This is a genomic window from Nocardiopsis sp. iso_40 (assembly GCF_056173285.1).
Map to the genome: position 1 here is coordinate 1,291,623 of NZ_CM149666.1, position 17,582 is coordinate 1,309,204.

Below are 17,582 nucleotides of genomic sequence, written 5' to 3' on the forward strand. Positions count from 1 at the left end.
GTCAGGGTTGACGGACCACCACAACCCTTAACTGAACAGCATTGCCTCTAGTCCCGAGGCGTCGTCCCCTACCGGTACGGGACGAGGGCCGGGTGCGCGGCGGGGCGGCGGCGGCCGGTCGGGGCCGCCACCGCCCCGCCGTTCCCGTGTTCCTGGCGGGTCCGCGGTTCCCGGTGGTCCTACAGTTTGGCGGCGTGCTCGAAGAGGCGCTCGGCCTCCGCGCCCAGACGCGGCCCGTACTGGGTGTTGCGGTCGTCGGCGTACTTGAAGCTGACGACCGAGGAGACGGTCCCCCTGCCGGTGTCGGTGTCGAAGTCGCTGAACCAGGGGCCGCCGCTGGAGCCCTGGGTCATGGTGCAGCGGACCCCGTTGGCGGTGGTGCCGCCGGTGTCCGGGACGGTCCGACCGGAGCAGTAGTGCAGGTCGCGGCCGTTGTAGGGCGAGGCCGACGGGTAGCCGAAGGTGTACACCTGTACGCCCTCGCGGACCCGCTCCCGGGTCCAGGTGTCGAAGGCCAGGCGCTGGGCGCCGACCCGGTCCTGTACCGGGGTGCCGTCGTCGCTGTTGAGCACCACCATCGCGAAGTCGTAGCTGTCGTCGGCCTCGCGGGCCCACTTCGGGGAGACCATCAGGTCGCGGGCGGTGAACCTGCCGTAGGGGTCGGCGCCGTCGTCGTGGCCGGGGACGAAGGTCCAGTTGCGGGCCCAGGAGCCCCGGCCGTCCTTGGCGCAGTGCCCCGCGGTCACCAGGGTGCTGCTGTTGGCGGAGTCCACGACCGAGGCCGAACAGGTGAAGTCGCGGCCGTCCATGGTCAGGTACACCTTGCCGGTGGTCCTGGCGACCAGGCCCCCGTCGCCCCAGAGTTCGCCGTCGCTGTCGGGGCGGGCGGCCTGGGGCTCGGTCGCGGCGGCGCCGCCGCGGGGCCCGGCGAGTCCGAGAGCGGAGTCGACCAGGCTGGAGATGGGCTGGGCCGCGGCCATCCGCTCGCTGGTCCAGTAGTCGAGGACGGCGTCGTGCTGCTCGTCGGTGACCGCTCCGGTCTGGTGGACGACCCCGTCCGTTCGGGAGAGGGAGGCCTGGCTCCGCCGGGCCGGCTCTTCGGGGGCCTGGGCGGCCGGGAGTACGGCCGGGGCTTGGATGGCCCGGGTCACCGCCGCTGCCGGGGCGGGAAGTCTGTCGATGAGGGCAAGACCCCCGAGGGCGACCGCGGCGGCGGCCAGCGGGGCGAGGATCTTCTGTGTGGTGGACGAGGTCATGGCCACGATCTTTGCATACTTGGAGTAGTCTATTGACTACTTTAGGTTTGTGTCGTGGCTTTCTCGGGAAACAGGCACCGGCCCCCGGCGCCTGCACGCCGGGGGCCGGGCCGGGGAGGCGGCCGGCCCGCCCCGCGGGAGTTCGGGCCGACCGGCCGCCGGCTCCGTCGGCCGACGAACGGCCGGAGGGGTCAGCCGAGCGGAATGGTCACCCGGGTCGGGTTCTCCTCGGGGGAGGTCACCTCGACGCGGTCCCCGAGATCGCTCTCAGCGAGGTAGCGGGCGTCCTTGCTGTCCACCACCACCGCCAGCCGGTGCCCGGCCGGAACGTCCCACACCACCGAGGAGAGCTCGGTCTCCACCGTCACCGGCTCGCCCGGGACGGAGTCGCGCAGGGTGACGGGCGCGTGGCTCAGCAGCGAACCGGTGCCCCGGCTGTCGATCGCGTACAGGTACACGAACACCGACTGGTCCTCGGCGGTCGGGGTGAAGGTGAACGTCGCCTCGGGGGTTCCGGCCACCCGTGCCCCGTCCGGGTAGGCGGGGCTGGTCCACACCGCCGCCCGGTACCGGTCCACGAGGGGCAGCGAGACCCCGGTGGGCACGTCGAAGAACTGCTGGAGCGCCCCGGACAGGATCACGGTGCCGCTGCGCGCCGTCGTGCCGATACCGGTGCGGAAGTCGTAGCCCCATCCGGTCGAGGGATCGGGCTCCATGGTTCCGCTGCTCTGCCAGCGGCCCCAGCTGGTGCTGGGCCTGTCGAGGAAGTACTGGTCGCTCCCGGTGCTCACCGAGGCCCAGTCCGGGTGCGAGGTCCAGTCCCCGTTCCCGTTGTTGGGCCTCAGGCGCACCGGCTTTTCGGTGTCGATGCCGTTGTCCTCGCCCTTGAGGTGGTGGTCGAACCAGCGGGCCAGGTCCTCCCACACCTCGTTGGGCAGGCCCACCGCGCCGAACGCTTCCTGGGTGGCGTGGTCGCCGGGGGCCAGCATCAGCCGTTTGGGGCCGGAGAGCTCCTCGTAGAAGTCGGCGAGGTGCCCGACGGGGAACATCCCGTCGTTCCACCCGTGCGCGATCATGACCGCGGTGCCGTTGGCGTTGATCGCGTCCACCTTGGTGGCGGCGGAGCGGTCCGGGGCCAGTTCGAGGATGGGGTCGACGTTGCCCCTCCGGTACTCGCGCTCCATCTCGCGGAGCGCCTCCCCGGGGGTGCCGAGCAGGTTGCCCGCCAGGAGCAGGAGTTCGGCGGACTGCACGTCGATGGTCTCGTTGGGGTAGAGGGAGGCCTGCAGGTCGGCCCAGCCGCTCATGGAGCCGACCGCCCGGACCCGTTCGTCCTCGGCCGCGGTGAGCAGGCTGATGCCGCCGCCGTAGGAGATGCCGGCCATGCCGATGCGGTCGGCGTCGGCCTCGGTGTTCTCCAGGGCCCAGTCGATGACGGCGCTGGCGTCGGCCCGGTCGTCGGGCCCGGCGACCTCGATCCCGCCGCCGGAGTCCCAGAAGCCGCGCGAGGTGTAGGCGACGACCTGGTAGCCGGACTCCTCGGCCAGCTTCTTGGCCGCCCCGACGTAGAGGATGTGCGGGGTGCCCCAGGCGGAGGGCATCACCAGCAGCGGGCGCGGGCCCTCGGCGCCGGTGGGGGTGATGACCTTGGCCTTCAGTTCGGTGCCGTCGTGGCTGACGATCGTCTCGTAGCTGATGCTGGAGCCGGTGGCCGCCGCGGCGGCGGTTGCGGGGGACAGGGTGGCGGCGGCGACCACGGCCGCGACGACCCAGGAGAGGGTTCGGGTGCGCGCGCCCCGGGCGGGGCGCGCTCTGGTGGTGAACATGTCGGGAACCTCGGGGGTGGGGGAGGCGGGGAGGCTCCGATGGACACTCGCGCCGTCGCCATCGGGGCGGGCCGGTGTTCGGTCGCACCGGCGGTGATCGGCATCTCTCTTTACTGTGAGGTAACTTACTCACGGGTCAAGTTAAACGATCCCGGCGCCCCTGTAAACCTCCCGTGTCCTCCGGTGCCCGGAACCGCCGACCGGCCGCGGGCCCCGTCCACAACCCCTCGGCAGGCGGGCGCGGGGTGCGCGACAATGGAGCGGTGCGAGAAGAACAGCAGCGAACAGTAGTGATCCTCGGTTCCACCGGCTCCATCGGGACCCAGGCCATCGACATCGTCCAGCGCAACCCCGAGCGCTTCCGGGTGGTGGGCCTGGCGGCCGGGGGCGGCCGGGTTGACCTGCTGGCCAAACAGGCGGTCCAGCTCGGGGTCGACCGGGTGGCCGTGGCCGACCCGGCGCGCGCCGGGGAGCTCACCCGCCTCCTCGGCGAGCAGGGCGCGGCCGCCGAGGTCCTGGTCGGCGCCGAGGGCGTGGCCGAACTGGCCGCGACCCCCTGCGACGTCGTCCTCAACGGGATCACCGGCGCCCTGGGCCTGGAGTCCACCCTCGCCGCGCTGCGCGCCGGGACCACCCTGGCCCTGGCCAACAAGGAGTCCCTGATCATCGGCGGTCCGCTCGTGCGCGACCTGGCCGCACCGGGGCAGATCGTCCCGGTCGACTCCGAGCACTACGCCATCGCCCAGTGCTTCCCGTACCTGCCCGAGGGAGAGCTGGCCAGCCCGGCCCAGGGGCTGGTGCACGCCCGGCGCGGCGATGTGCGCCGACTGGTCGTCACCGCCAGCGGCGGCCCCTTCCGCGGCCGCCGCGCGCACGAACTCGCCGACGTCACCCCGGCCGAGGCGCTCGACCACCCCACCTGGAGCATGGGGCCGGTCATCACGGTCAACTCCGCGACCCTGGTCAACAAGGGGCTGGAGGTGATCGAGGCCAACCTGCTGTTCGACGTGCCCTTCGAGCGGATCGACGTGGTCGTCCACCCGCAGTCGATCGTGCACTCCATGGTCGAGTACGTGGACGGCACCACCCTGGCCAAGGCCAGCCCGCCCAGCATGATGATTCCGATCGCCTACGGGATCGGCGCCCCCGAACGGGTCCCCGACGCCGCACCGGGCATGGACTGGACCAGGGCGCAGAGCTGGACCTTCGAGCCGCTGGACCACGAGGCCTTCCCCGCCGTGCGGCTGGCCGCGGAGGTCGGCGCCGCGGGCGGGACGGCCCCCGCCGTCTACAACGCGGCCAACGAGGAGGCGGTCGACGCCTTCCTCAAGGGAAACCTCGCGTTCTGGGCCATCATGGACACCGTCTCCCGGGTAGTCTCTGAACACCAGCGGGTGGACCGTCCGGGGGCTTCGACCCTGCCCCTGACCCTGGACGAGGTGTACGCCGCTGACAACTGGGCCCGAACCCGCGCGCGCGAGCTGCTCACCCGCGGCTGAGGACCGACGTCGGCTTGAGGAGAGATGCATGGTCGTGCTGCTGACCGTGGTCGGGATCGTCCTGTTCGTGCTGGGACTGCTGTTTTCGATCGCCTGGCACGAGCTCGGCCACATGTCCACCGCGAAGATGTTCGGCATCAAGTGCACCGAGTTCATGGTGGGCTTCGGCAGGACACTGTGGTCGGTGCGCAGGGGCGAGACCGAGTACGGGATCAAGGCCGTGCCGCTGGGCGGGTTCGTGCGCATGGTCGGCATGCTGCCGCCCGCCCGGGTCCGGGAGGATGCCGGCGCCCGGAAGATCTCCCGTTGGCGGGCGATGGCCGAGGACGCCCGGGAGGCCTCCTACGTGGAGCTGGCCCCCGAGGACCAGGACCGGCAGTTCTACCAGCGGGCCCCCTGGAAACGCCTGATCGTCATGTTCGCCGGACCGGCGATGAACCTCGTCCTCGCGGTGGTCCTGCTGGGCGTGCTCTTCATGGGCATCGGCGTCCCCAAGGACGTCCCCCAGCTCGGCGCGGTCCGTGAGTGCGTGGTCCCCGCCCAGGTGACCGCCACCGAGTGCACCGACGAGTTCGCCCCCACCCCGGCCCACGAGGCCGGGCTGGAGCCCGGTGACACCATCGTCTCGATCGACGGCGAGCCCACCCCCGACGGGGCCACCGTCAACCGGGCGATCCGTGCCTCGCTCGGCCCCACCGAGTTCGTCATCGAGCGTGACGGCGAGCAGTTCACCACCACCGTCGACATCGTCGAGAACGAGCTGGCCGCCCGGAACGCCGACGGCGACCCCGTCTACGAGACCGACGCCGAGGGCGACCTCGTCTACGACGAACAGGGGCGCCGGGTCGTGGCCACCGAGACGGTCGGCTTCCTGGGCGTGCTGTTCATGCAGGAGCGCCAGCCCCTCACCGTCGCGGAGTCGGCCTCCGAGGTGGGTTCCATGCTGGTCGGCGTCGGCGAGGCCATCATCGCGCTGCCCAGCCGGGTCCCGGAGGTGTTCGGCGCCGCCTTCCTGGGCGAGCAGCGCACCGAGGACTCCCCCGTGGGCATCGTCGGTATCTCCCGCATCGGCGGCGAGATCATGTCCCAGGGCCTGCCGCTGATCGACACCGTCGCCATCATGCTCAGCATCCTCGCCAGCGTGAACCTCTTCCTGTTCGCCTTCAACATGCTGCCGATCCTGCCGCTGGACGGCGGGCACATGGCGGGGGCGATCTGGGAGTCCGTCAAGAGGTGGACGGCCCGGCTGTTCCGGCGCCCGGACCCGGGGCCGGTGGACGTGGCGCTGCTGACCCCGGTGGCCTACGTGGTCGTGGCCTGTTTCCTCGTGTTCAGCGTCATCCTGCTCGTGGCCGACCTGATCAACCCGGTCCGGCTGTTCGGCTGACCCCGACGCGGGAACCGCGGGTGAACTCTGTCCGAACCGGTGTGAGCAGGGCCACGACGTGCCGAGCGTTCGCCCGGGGGCGGGTAACCTTGGGGTCGCGTTCCGGGAACGACGCCGCGGCCCAGGCCGCCCGGACGGAATCCCGGACGCGGTTTCGGGCGCTGTGCTCCGTGTGCCCTTTCCCACGAACCGGACGACATCAAGTGCCGCTCTCCCTCTCGGCGGCAGACGAGGTGAATCAAGCGTGACCATCGATCTCGGTATTCCCGCCACACCGCCGCGCCCGCTGGCGACCCGGCGCAAGACCCGGCAGATCATGGTCGGGAACGTTCCTGTCGGCGGGGACGCCCCGGTGTCCGTGCAGTCGATGACGACCACCCGCACCTCCGACGTCAACGCGACCCTCCAGCAGATCGCCGAGCTGACCGCTTCCGGCTGCCAGATCGTCCGCGTGGCCGTCCCCACCAACGAGGACGCCGACGCGCTGCCGATCATCGCCAGGAAGTCGCAGATTCCGGTGATCGCCGACATCCACTTCCAGCCCAAGTACGTGTTCGCGGCGATCGAGGCGGGCTGCGCCGCGGTCCGCGTGAACCCCGGCAACATCAAGAAGTTCGACGACAAGGTCGCCGAGATCGCCAAGGCGGCCGGCGAGGCCGGTACCCCGATCCGGATCGGGGTCAACGCCGGCTCTCTCGACAAGCGCCTGCTCGCCAAGTACGGCAGGGCCACACCCGAGGCGCTGGTGGAATCGGCGCTGTGGGAGTGCTCGCTGTTCGAGGAGCACGGCTTCCGGGACATCAAGATCTCGGTCAAGCACAACGACCCGGTGGTGATGGTCAACGCCTACCGGTTGCTGTCGCAGGCCTGCGACTACCCGCTGCACCTGGGTGTGACCGAGGCCGGTCCGGCCTTCCAGGGCACCATCAAGTCCTCGGTGGCCTTCGGTGCGCTGCTCTCGGAGGGGATCGGCGACACCATCCGCGTCTCCCTGTCCGCCCCGCCCGCCGAGGAGGTCAAGGTCGGCGCGCAGATCCTGGAGTCGCTGGGCCTGCGTGAGCGCGGCCTGGAGATCGTCTCCTGCCCGAGCTGCGGCCGTGCCCAGGTGGACGTGTACACGCTCGCCGAGGAGGTCACCGCCGGGCTGGAGGGCATGGAGGTGCCGCTGCGGGTGGCCGTCATGGGCTGTGTCGTCAACGGCCCGGGTGAGGCGCGCGACGCCGACCTGGGTGTGGCCTCGGGCAACGGCAAGGGGCAGATCTTCGTCAAGGGCGAGGTCATCAAGACCGTTCCCGAGTCCAAGATCGTGGAGACCCTCATCGAGGAGGCCATGCGCATCGCCGAGGAGATGGGCGAGGCCGGGGCCGAGGGCGAGCCCAGCGTCTCCGTGGCGGGCTGACCCGCACCACGGTTCCCGAAAGGGGAGCACGGCAGCCGCCGTGCTCCCCTTTCGCGTGTCCGGGGTCGCCGTGCGGCCCGGTCGGTGGCGGTTGGTCCGGCCTCCGCTCCCGGCCGGGATGGAACAGCACGGGGCTGCGGGCGTTACACCTACCGGTGCGCTCCACCGACGTCGTCGCAGGTCAGACGATTTCAGTCACGGAGCGTAATTTTATATGACCTGCATCACGCCCGCGTGCGTTTTCTTGTCCGGATACGCACGATTGCAGCGTTTAAGCCAGACAAATGCAATGAATGTGGGTCATGTTACTCAGGCAACACCATTACCGTTGCCTAGGGCACATTTGGGGCGCCGTTGGTTCGATGAGCGGCGCCGATTCCGGTGTGCCCGTCCCGCAGAACGTCGAGGAGTCATTTCGTGGTGGACCAGAAGACCCCCGCGCCGATGGGCACGGCCGTGCCCACGCTCGGGCAGCGCCTGAGCCGGCGCAAGCCGGTGGAGAAGCTGGTGGCGGAGACCGAGAGCGGCACCGGGCTGCGCCGAACCATGGGTTTCTGGCAGCTGTCCATGATCGGCATCGGTGCCACCCTGGGCACCGGCATCTTCGTCGTCCTGGGTGAGGCCGTCCCGGTCGCCGGGCCCGCCGTCATCCTGGCGTTCGTCCTGGCCGGTGTCACCGCGCTGTTCTCCGCGCTCGCCTACGCCGAGATGGCCGGGATGATCCCCGCCTCCGGCTCGGCCTACTCCTACAGCTACGCCACCATGGGCGAGTTCATGGCCTGGGTGTGCGGCTGGTGTCTGATGCTCACCTACGGCGTCTCCGTCGCCGCGGTCGGCGTCGGCTGGGGCCAGTACATCAACGAGCTCCTCGAACTGACCACGGGTCTGGCGCTGCCCGGCGCCTTCCTGGCCGGGCCCCTGGAGGGCGGCCTGGTCAACCTGCCCGCCGCCATCGTGGTCCTGCTGTCCATGTTCGCCCTGCTCGCCGGGGTCCGTGAGAGCACCCGCGCCAACGCCGTCATGGTCGCCATCAAGATCGCCGTCCTGGTGATGTTCGTGGCCATCGCGATCACCGCCGTCCAGGACGGCAACTTCGCCCCGTTCATGCCGATGGGCATGGCCGGTGTCTCCGCCGCCGGCGCCACCCTGTTCTTCTCCTACATCGGCTTCGACTCGGCCTCCACCGCCAGCGAGGAGGCCAAGAACCCCCAGCGCGACCTGCCGCGCGCCATCATGTTCTCCATGATCGTGGTCACCGCGATCTACTGCCTGGTGGCCTTCAGCGCGATCGGCGCCCTCAACTGGACCGAGTTCGCCGCGGGACGCACCTCCCTGGCCGGGATCCTGACCGCGGTCACCGGAACCCCGATCTGGGCGGTCATCTTCGCCGCCGGCGCCGTCCTGGCCCTGGCCAGCGTCGTCCTGGTCGTGCTCTACAGCCAGACCCGCATCCTCTTCGCGATGTCCCGCGACGGGCTCATCCCCAAGGCCTTCTCCGAGGTCGACGCCAAGGGCACCCCGCGCGCGAACACCGTCATCACCTCGGTGTCCATCGCCGTCCTGGCGGCGCTCATCCCGCTCGGTCCGCTCGCCGACGCCACCGCGATCGGTACCCTGTTCGCCTTCGCCCTGGTCAACGTGGCCGTCCTGGTGCTGCGCAGGAACCGTCCCGACCTCAAGCGCGCCTTCCGGATGCCCGGAGCCCCGGTCACGCCGGTCCTCGGCGTCCTGGCCTGCGCCTACCTGATGATCAGCATGCCGATGAGCGTGTGGATCGCCTTCGGCGCCTGGCTCGTGGTCGGCCTGGCGGTCTACTTCGGCTACGGCATGCGCCGTTCCGCGCTGGAGACCGAACCGGCCACCGAGGTCCGCGCCTGAGACGCGCACGGGCCGCGCTCCGAGCCGGGCGCGGTGTGACCCGACCGGGGGCGGGACCGGGGAATCCCCGGTCCCGCCCCCGTGTTCTCCGTCAGCGGCGGTGCTGAACGATCCGGCGCGTATGTGCGCATCAGCGCAACGAAACGGGTCATGTCGGCGATAACTCGCAACAGAGTGCCTGTCCGACACACGGTTCCCACGCCCCCGCACGCCTAGAGTGGACGCGGCCGACCAGCGACGAAACACCGGGAGGTGGCAGGCGATGCCCGAAACACTGCGAGTGGCCCTCGACCAGGGCACGGGACGCAGCGGCGACCCCGCATCCTCCCTGGACCGGCTCCGGGAGCGGGCCCGGGCGGCCGCGGCCGACGGCGCGGCCCTGCTGGTCACCCCGGAGATGTCGATGACCGGCTACAACATCGGGGCAGGGGTCGAACGGCTGGCCGAGCCCGCCGACGGGCCCCTCTTCCGGGCGGTCTCCCGGATCGCCGCCGACACCGGGGTCGCGATCGTCTACGGCTTCCCCGAGCGGGCGGACGGGAACGTGTACAACGCGGTGCGGTTCGTGGACGCCACGGGGGCCTCCCGCGCGCTCTACCGCAAGACGCACCTGTTCGGCGACCTGGACCGGAACCTCTTCGCCCCCGGCGGCGAACTGGTCGTCCAGGTCGACCTCGGCGGCCACCGTGTCGGCCTGCTGGTCTGCTACGACGTGGAGTTCCCCGAGGCCGTGCGGGCGCACGCGCTGGCCGGGACCACCGTCCTCGTCGTGCCCACCGCCCTGATGGGGCCGGACACCTCGGTGGCCACCCTCCTCGTCCCCGCCCGGGCGATGGAGAACCAGATCCACCTGGCCTACGTGAACCGCTGCGACACCGAGGGGGAGCTCGACTACGTCGGGCTGAGCACCCTCGTGGGCCCCGACGGCACCGAACTGCTGCGGGCCGGCCCCACGGAGGCCCTGCTGGTCGGTGACGTCGACCCGGCCGCCACCGAGGCCGCCCGGGCGGAACTGTCCTACCTGGGCGACCGCCTGCCGGCCCTGTACTCGGCGCTCGAGCGCTGAAACCCGAACCCGCATCCCGAAACCCGTACACCCAGCCCCAGCGTAAGGAGGGCCTCATGACGTCTGCCGTGCCCACGGCCGCAGGTACCGCACCCGCCACCGCCCCGGCGGATGAACGGCCGCTGACCATGTCCGGGCCCGACTTCCCGTTCGCCTACGACTCCTTCCTGGAGCACCCCGCCGGGCTGGGCCAGGTTCCCGCCGAGCACCACGGCACCGAGGTCGCGGTCATCGGCGGCGGCCTCTCGGGCATCGTCACCGCCTACGAGCTCATGAAGATGGGCCTGAAGCCGGTCGTGTACGAGGCCGACCGGATCGGCGGCCGCCTGCGCACCGAGCGCCTCCCCGGCTGCCCCGACGACGTGGTCGCCGAGATGGGCGCCATGCGCTTCCCGCCGTCGTCCACCTCCTTCTGGCACTACGCGGACCGGATGGGCCTGCGGACCAGCCCCTTCCCCAACCCGCTCGCGGCGTCCACCCCGAGTACCGTCGTCGACCTCAAGGGCGAGTCGCACTACGCGACGCACCTGGACGACCTGCCGCAGGTGTACCGGGACGTGGCGCAGGCCTGGGACCGGACCCTGGAGAGCGTCGAGCACACCCGGATGCAGAAGGCGATCCGGGAACGCGACACGGCCACCCAGAAGGAGATCTGGAACCGGCTGGTCGAGAAGCTGGACAACCAGACCTTCTACGGTTTCCTGTGCGAGTCCCCGGGCTTCTCCTCCTTCCGCAACCGCGAGGTCTTCGGCCAGGTGGGCTTCGGCACCGGCGGTTGGGACACCGACTTCCCCAACTCCATCCTGGAGATCCTGCGGGTCACCTACACCGGTGCCGACGACGACCACATGGGCATCGTGGGCGGCGTCGACCAGCTTCCGCTGCGCCTGTGGGAGGACGCCCCGGACAAGCTCGTGCACTGGGCGCAGGGCACCTCCCTGGCCTCGCTGCACGGGGGCGAGCCGCGGCCGGCCGTGACGGCGCTGCGCCGTACCGCGGCCAAGGGCTCCCCGGCGGGCAACATCACGGTCACGGACTCCTCCGGCTCCACCCGCACCTACGCGTCGGCGGTGTTCACTGCGCAGTCCTGGATGATGCTGTCCAAGATCGACTGCGACGACGACCTGCTGCCGATCGACCACTGGACGGCGATCGAGCGGACCCACTACATGGAGTCCTCGAAGCTGTTCGTGCCGGTGGACCGCGCGTTCTGGCGGGACAAGGACCCCGAGACCGGTAGGGACGTCATGAGCATGACGCTCACCGACCGGATGACCCGGGGCACCTACCTGCTGGAGGGCGAGGACCCCGAGGCCCCCGCGGCGATCTGCATGTCCTACACCTGGTGCGACGACTCGCTGAAGTGGCTGCCGCTGTCGGCCAACGAGCGCATGGAGGTCATGCTCGCCTCCCTCGGCAAGGTCTACCCGGACGTGGACATCCGCTCGCACATCACCGGCGACCCGGTGACCGTCTCCTGGGAGGACGAGCCCTACTTCATGGGCGCGTTCAAGGCCAACCTGCCCGGCCACTACCGGTACCAGCGGCGCCTGTTCACCCACTTCCACCAGGACGACCTGGCCGAGCGCCACCGGGGGCTGTTCCTGGCCGGCGACGACGTGTCCTGGACCGCCGGCTGGGCCGAGGGCGCGGTGCAGACGGCCCTGAACGCCGTGTGGGGCGTCATGCACCACTTCGGTGGTCGGACCGACCCCGCCAACCCCGGCCCGGGCGACCTGTTCGACGAGCTGGCCCCGGTCGCCCTCCCCGAGGACTGACCCACGCGCTGGCCCACGGAACGAGGCCCCTGCCGGGCCTCCCGGGACCCCGGACGCGCTCCCCGACAGCGCGCCCGGGGTCCTTTCCTGCGCCTACCTGGTACTTTGTTCCGGTTCTCTGTCCCAGAACCGTGAAGGCACATCCCCCATGCCATCCCACACGAGGGTCTCGCTTCGTCAGGTGCTCTGGTCTCCGGCGCCGCTCGCTCTGTGCCTCCTGCTCTTCATGCCTCTGGGCATGCTGTACGTGTCCGCGGACCCACGCATAGGCCCGGTCGACGCTGTTCCGGTGTTCTTCGTGGTAACGGGCCTGATCTGGCTGATCCTCGCCACCGTGTTCGGGCGCCACGTGTGGATCGGTCCCCGGCGCATCCGGGTGAACGGCGTCCTGTCCACGACTCGGCTGGACCTGTCCGACATCCGGAAGGTCACGGTGGATGAGTGGGGCGGGATCAGGATCGTTCTCCTGAACGGTCAGGTGGTGAAGGCCACCTCCCATCAGCGTGGCCCGAAGTTTCCGTTTCCGCTCAGCAGGCAGGCGGAGCGGGCGGCCGCCGCGATCCGCCAGGCGGCGCGTGCGGCCCGCCCCCGGCGCTGCGGCCCGGTGACCCTGGACCGCAGTTGGTGGCCGGTTCCGGCCTACCTCGGTCTCGCGCTGGTCTTCTGCCTGTTCATGCGGGCCGTCTTCGCGCAGACCTACTAGTGCGGTGACCGCAGGGCTCTACCGGGCTCGTCCTTTCCTCGGCGCGCAGGCCCCTGGTCCACACCGGACAGCGCTCCCGGTCAGCCCACTAGTCCAGGCCGGCGGCTCCGGCGAGGACGGGCTGGTCGACCAGACGGGACAGCACCAGGGTGCTCTTGGTGCGCACCACGAAGGGTTCGGCGCCGATGCGCTCGATGACCTCTTCCAGGTGGTGGGTGTCGCGGGCGCGGACCTGGACTATGGCGTCGGCCTCACCGGTGACGGTGCACGCCGAGGTGATCTCCGGGTAGCCCGCGAGGCCGACGCGGATCTCGCCCGGGGAGGTGCGCGCCCGGCAGTAGAGCTCGATGAAGGCCTCGGTGGTCCAGCCGATCGCCTGGGGCTCGACGACCACGGTGAAGCCGCGCACGGCGCCGGACTCGATCAGGCGGTCCACCCGGCGCTTCACGGCGGAGGGGCTGAGGCCGACCTCGCCGCCGATCTCGGCGAAGCTCATCCGCGCGTCCGCACCGAGTATCGCGATGATCCGCTCATCGACACGATCAAGCCGCATTGTGCCCCTTTTGTCCACGTCTGATCTGACCAGGGCACATGTTACCGGGAGAGTGTCCACCTGGGCCCCGTGTCGCTTCCCAATGTCACCCTCAGTAACAGAGACAATGCACAAGGACAATATGGTCGGCATCGGGGGTAGACGAGTGCGATCGACGGGCACGCAGTGGGCAGCCATCTCCGCCGGGGCCCTGCTGGCCTCCCTGCTGGCCGCACCTGCGGCGCACGCCGCCCCCGGCGAGGCGGCGGCCGCGCCCGCCACCCGGATCGACCAGAAGGCGCTCGACTGGCAGCCCTGCGAGGACCTCGAACCGGTCGGCGGCACGAGCCTGGAGTGCGCCGCCATCACCGTCCCGCTGGCCCGGACCGCCGGCGGCGAACGCGTCGACGACCTCGCCGAGACCGTGGAGATCGCCCTCTCCCGCGTCCCCGCCACCGGCACCGCGGAGCACACCGTACTGGTCAACCCCGGCGGACCGGGCAGCGCGGGCCGCACGTGGGCCGCGCACACCCACAACCGGATGCCCGAGGAACTCCGCCGGAACCACGACGTGGTCGCCTTCGACCCGCGCGGCATGGGAGCCTCCACCCCCGCCGTCAACTGCGACCCCGGCTTCTTCGCCCCGGTCCGCAAGGACACCGTCCCCGCCGACGCCGTGGCGGAACGGGCCCTGCTCGCCGACGCCGAGGCCTACGCCGCAGCCTGCGCCGAGGACGCCGGGCCGCTCCTGGACCACATGCGCACCGAGGACACCGCGCACGACATGGACGACATCCGGGTCGCCCTCGGCCTGGAACAGATCGACTACCTGGGCTACTCCTACGGCAGCTACCTCGGCACCGTCTACGCCTCGCTCTACCCCCGCAGCGTGCGCGCCCTGGTCCTGGACAGCGTCGTCAACCCGGACAACCCCTGGTACGAGAGCAACCTCGTGCAGAGCCGCGCCCTGGACCGGTCCGCCGGAAACTTCTTCGACTGGGTCGCCCGCCACGACGACACCTACGGCCTGGGCACCGACGGGGAGACCGTCGCCGGGGCCTACTACGACCTGCGCGCCGAACTGCGGGAGGCCCCGGACCTGGACACGGTCGGCCCCACCGAGCTGGAGGGCGCCGTCATCGTCGTCGCCTACAGCGGGAAGACCTGGCCCGCCGTCGCGGGCGCCCTGGCCGCCCGGATCAACGAGGACGACCCCGATCCGCTCCTCGCCCTGCACGAGGCCTACGGCGACGACGCGGACAGCGACCCCGGCTACGGCGGCTACCTCGCGGTCCAGTGCACCGACGCCCTGTGGCCCCGGGACTGGGACACCTGGCGCTCGGACGCCCGGGAGGTCCACCGGGACGCACCCTTCATGGGGTGGCACAACATCTGGTACAACGCCCCCTGCCTCTTCTGGGAGGGCGAACCCGACCTCTGGTTCCAGGTCGGAGACGGCCCCTACGACCACCCCGCCTACGACGGCGACGCCCTCCTCGTCCACGCCACCGAGGACGGCGCCACCCCCGTGGAGGGGGCGCACGCCCTGCGCGACCGCCTGCCCGGCTCCTCCCTGGTCATCGAGGAGGGCGGTGTCACACACGGCGTCTCGCTCACGGGCAACACCTGCGTCGACGAGGCCGTCGTCGCCTACCTCCGGACGGGGGACCTGCCGCGGCGCCGAGACCAGGGACCGGACCTGACCTGCGATGCCCGGCCCGAACCGCAGCCGCGCAGCGCCCAGAGCACCCCCCGCACCCCGGTGGACCGACTCGGCCCGTTCGGACTCGAAACATCCAGGTGAGTCCGGGCAGGTGGTCGAATAGTCTGGAATCGGCGCGAATTCGTCGTGGGCCCGCGAGCCGCTCCGGCATCCCGCCGGACACGGTGACCGGGTAGATGGGGGAGATGCGATGCTGCGAACCTCGGCGGTTCGGATCCTTGGAGAACGAGACCGGGAGGCCGTCAGCGCGCTCCTGGACACCGACCCCGTAGGCAACGTCTTCGTCGCCTCACGCCTGATGACCACCGGTATCTCCGGGGGCGGCGGCGCCGAGGTCTGGGGCCACACCGAACGCGGCAGGCTCACCGCCCTGTGCTACTCGGGCGCAAACCTCGTCCCGGTCAACGCCGGACCGGCCGCCGTGCGCAGCTTCGCCGACCACGCCCGCTGGCGGGGCCGCCGCTGCTCCTCGATCGTCGGCCCGGTGGAGGCGGTCAACGACTTCTGGCAACAGGTCACCCCGGCCTGGGGCCCGGCCCGCGTGATCCGGGCCAGCCAGCCGGTCCTGGAGATCGACGGGCCGCCCGAGGTCGCCCCCGACCCGCTGGTGCGACGCGTCCGGATCCACGAGATCAACACCCTGGTGCCCGCCTGCGTCGCCATGTTCACCGAGGAGGTCGGGGTACCGCCGGACTCCGGCGACGGCGGCGCGCTCTACCGCGCCCGCGTCGAGGAACTGGTCCGCACCGGCCGCGCCTTCGCGCGGATCGAGGACGGCCGCGTGGTCTTCAAGGCCGAGATAGGCGCCGTCACCCGGCACGCCTGCCAGGTCCAGGGCGTGTGGGTGCATCCCGACCTGCGCGGCCGGGGCCACTCCAGCGCGGGTATGGCCGCGGTGGTCAACTACGCGCTGGCCGAGATCGCGCCCCGGGTGACGCTGTACGTCAACGACTTCAACACCCCGGCCCGCGCCACCTACCAGCGGGTCGGCTTCCGGCAGGTCGGAGAGGTCATGTCGGTCCTCTTCTGACCGCGCCCGTCCGATGGCCGTGCCCGCCCGGACCCCGTTCCTGACCGGTCCCCGTCAGGTTGGGCCCGGGCACGGGGGCGCCGGCGCGACGGCTCGGTACCGTGGACGGGCCGCCCCGCCCACGTCCCCCGGTGCCCGAGAGAGGCCTGATGCTCCGCAACCCGACCGGGCGCGCCCGCCTGGGCCTGGCCCTCCTGCTCGCCCTGCTCACGGTGTTGGGCCCGCTCAACATCGACATGTACCTTCCGGCCTTTCCGGAGATCTCCGCCGACCTCGGGGCCAATGCCTCACAGGTGCAGTTGAGCCTGACCTCCTGCCTGGTCGGACTCGCCGTCGGTCAGGTGGTGATCGGGCCGCTCAGCGACGCCCGGGGCCGCAGGGGCCCGCTCCTGGTCTGCCTCGCCCTGTTCGTCCTGGCCTCGGCCCTGTGCGCCCTCGCCCCCGACACGGCGGTGCTGGTGCTCGGCCGCTTCCTCCAGGGGTTCACGGCCAGTGCGGGCGTGGTGCTCTCCCGGGCGGTGGTGCGCGACGTCTTCGACGGCGCGGCGCTGACCCGCTTCTTCGCCCTGATCATGGCCGTGGTCGCGGTGGCCCCGATGGTGGCGCCCGTTCTCGGCGGCGGGGTCCTGTGGTTGCCCTTCACCGACTGGCGGAGCGTCTTCTGGACGCTGGCCCTGCTCGGCGCCGTGATCGTGCTGGTCGTCGCCCTGCGCCTGCCGGAGACCCTTCCGAGGGAGCGCCGCATCCCCGGCACCCCGGGCGGCAGTCTGCGCACGATGGGCGCCCTGCTGCGCGACCGCCGGTACCTGGGATACACCCTGGTGGTCGGGCTGCTGCACGGCGGCAGCTTCGCCTACGTCGCCGGGACCCCGTTCGTCTACCAGGACCTGTACGGGGTGTCCCCGCAGGTCTTCGGGGTGCTCTTCGGGGTCAACGGAATCGCGATCATCCTGGGCAGCACCGCCGTGGGCCGGCTCAGCGAGAGGTTCGGTGAACGCTCCCTGCTGCGCCTGGCCGTGGCCACCGCGGTGGCGGCGACGTCGGTGGTGCTCGCCACCGCGCTCCTCCAGGGCCCGCTGGTGCTCCTGGTCGTGCCCATCTTCGCCTACATGACCTGCATGGGCGTGGTCCTCACCGGCTCGTTCGCCCTGGCGATGGAGGGCCAGGAGAACCGGGCCGGGAGCGCCAGCTCACTCCTGGGCGCCCTGCCCATGCTGATCGGTGCCGCGGTCGCCCCCCTGGTCGGCCTGGACGAGACCACGGCGGTCCCGATGGGGCTGCTCCTGTTCGGCACCTCGGCCCTGGGGCTGCTGGTCATGGCCACCATGACCCGCCCGCCGACCAGGGCCGGAGAGCCCGACCCGCACACCGGCGCCCCGGCACCGGGGGAGTGAGCCCTCCGGGGCGCGGACGTCGGCCGCGACCGCCCCCGGTGAACGCGGAGGCGGGGCGCGCACCGCACACCCCGCCTCCGCGTTCGGCCTCCGCGGGCCCGTAGCACCGTC

13 protein-coding genes are annotated in these 17,582 nt (G+C 71.3%); 10 read left to right on the forward strand and 3 right to left on the reverse strand.

Going from position 1 to position 17,582, the window contains the following annotated elements; genetic code table 11:
• Positions 1 to 179: 179 nt before the first annotated feature.
• The gene (locus AC0VYD_RS05705) at positions 180 to 1,256 is read right to left on the reverse strand and encodes a trypsin-like serine peptidase (protein WP_475478910.1); all 1,077 of its coding nucleotides are present in this window, start codon (positions 1,254 to 1,256) and stop codon (positions 180 to 182) included.
• Between the two features lie 191 nt (positions 1,257 to 1,447).
• Positions 1,448 to 3,082, reverse strand: coding sequence for a CocE/NonD family hydrolase (locus tag AC0VYD_RS05710; protein ID WP_475478911.1), 1,635 nt, complete (start codon positions 3,080 to 3,082; stop codon positions 1,448 to 1,450).
• Between the two features lie 290 nt (positions 3,083 to 3,372).
• Here AC0VYD_RS05710 and dxr point away from each other — a divergent pair, with 290 nt between their 5' ends.
• The 7 genes from dxr to AC0VYD_RS05745 all read left to right on the forward strand — a co-directional run bounded on the left by dxr (position 3,373) and on the right by AC0VYD_RS05745 (position 12,792).
• Positions 3,373 to 4,581, forward strand: a complete 1,209-nt coding sequence (gene dxr / locus AC0VYD_RS05715) for a 1-deoxy-D-xylulose-5-phosphate reductoisomerase (RefSeq protein WP_475478912.1) — start codon at positions 3,373 to 3,375, stop codon at positions 4,579 to 4,581.
• Positions 4,582 to 4,609: 28 nt separating this feature from the next.
• Positions 4,610 to 5,968 (forward strand): M50 family metallopeptidase, encoded by a 1,359-nt coding sequence (locus tag AC0VYD_RS05720; protein ID WP_475478913.1) that lies wholly within the window; start codon positions 4,610 to 4,612, stop codon positions 5,966 to 5,968.
• Positions 5,969 to 6,212: 244 nt separating this feature from the next.
• Positions 6,213 to 7,367: a flavodoxin-dependent (E)-4-hydroxy-3-methylbut-2-enyl-diphosphate synthase gene (gene ispG, locus AC0VYD_RS05725; RefSeq protein ID WP_191268238.1), complete on the forward strand. Its 1,155-nt coding sequence runs from the start codon at positions 6,213 to 6,215 to the stop codon at positions 7,365 to 7,367.
• Positions 7,368 to 7,784: 417 nt separating this feature from the next.
• Positions 7,785 to 9,245, forward strand: a complete 1,461-nt coding sequence (locus AC0VYD_RS05730) for an amino acid permease (protein ID WP_475478914.1) — start codon at positions 7,785 to 7,787, stop codon at positions 9,243 to 9,245.
• Positions 9,246 to 9,507: 262 nt separating this feature from the next.
• Entirely contained in the window at positions 9,508 to 10,311 is an 804-nt protein-coding gene (locus AC0VYD_RS05735; RefSeq protein ID WP_475478915.1) for a carbon-nitrogen hydrolase family protein, read from the forward strand.
• Between the two features lie 56 nt (positions 10,312 to 10,367).
• Positions 10,368 to 12,089, forward strand: coding sequence for a flavin monoamine oxidase family protein (locus AC0VYD_RS05740; protein WP_475478916.1), 1,722 nt, complete (start codon positions 10,368 to 10,370; stop codon positions 12,087 to 12,089).
• Positions 12,090 to 12,237: 148 nt separating this feature from the next.
• Entirely contained in the window at positions 12,238 to 12,792 is a 555-nt protein-coding gene (locus AC0VYD_RS05745; RefSeq protein ID WP_475478917.1) for a hypothetical protein, read from the forward strand.
• A gap of 88 nt (positions 12,793 to 12,880) precedes the next feature.
• Here the strand turns inward: AC0VYD_RS05745 and AC0VYD_RS05750 are convergent, their stop codons facing one another.
• Positions 12,881 to 13,345 (reverse strand): Lrp/AsnC family transcriptional regulator, encoded by a 465-nt coding sequence (locus tag AC0VYD_RS05750; RefSeq protein ID WP_191268233.1) that lies wholly within the window; start codon positions 13,343 to 13,345, stop codon positions 12,881 to 12,883.
• A 121-nt stretch (positions 13,346 to 13,466) separates the two neighbouring features.
• On the opposite strand from AC0VYD_RS05750, the gene AC0VYD_RS05755 reads away from it, so the two are divergent.
• The 3 genes from AC0VYD_RS05755 (at position 13,467) to AC0VYD_RS05765 (ending at position 17,471) form a co-directional block, all read left to right on the forward strand.
• On the forward strand, positions 13,467 to 15,128 hold the full coding sequence (locus AC0VYD_RS05755; RefSeq protein ID WP_475480193.1) for an alpha/beta hydrolase: 1,662 nt from the start codon (positions 13,467 to 13,469) through the stop codon (positions 15,126 to 15,128).
• 109 nt (positions 15,129 to 15,237) lie between these two features.
• Positions 15,238 to 16,077, forward strand: a complete 840-nt coding sequence (locus AC0VYD_RS05760; protein ID WP_473036335.1) for a GNAT family N-acetyltransferase — start codon at positions 15,238 to 15,240, stop codon at positions 16,075 to 16,077.
• Between the two features lie 149 nt (positions 16,078 to 16,226).
• Positions 16,227 to 17,471, forward strand: a complete 1,245-nt coding sequence (locus AC0VYD_RS05765; RefSeq protein ID WP_475478918.1) for a multidrug effflux MFS transporter — start codon at positions 16,227 to 16,229, stop codon at positions 17,469 to 17,471.
• Positions 17,472 to 17,582: the final 111 nt, after the last annotated feature.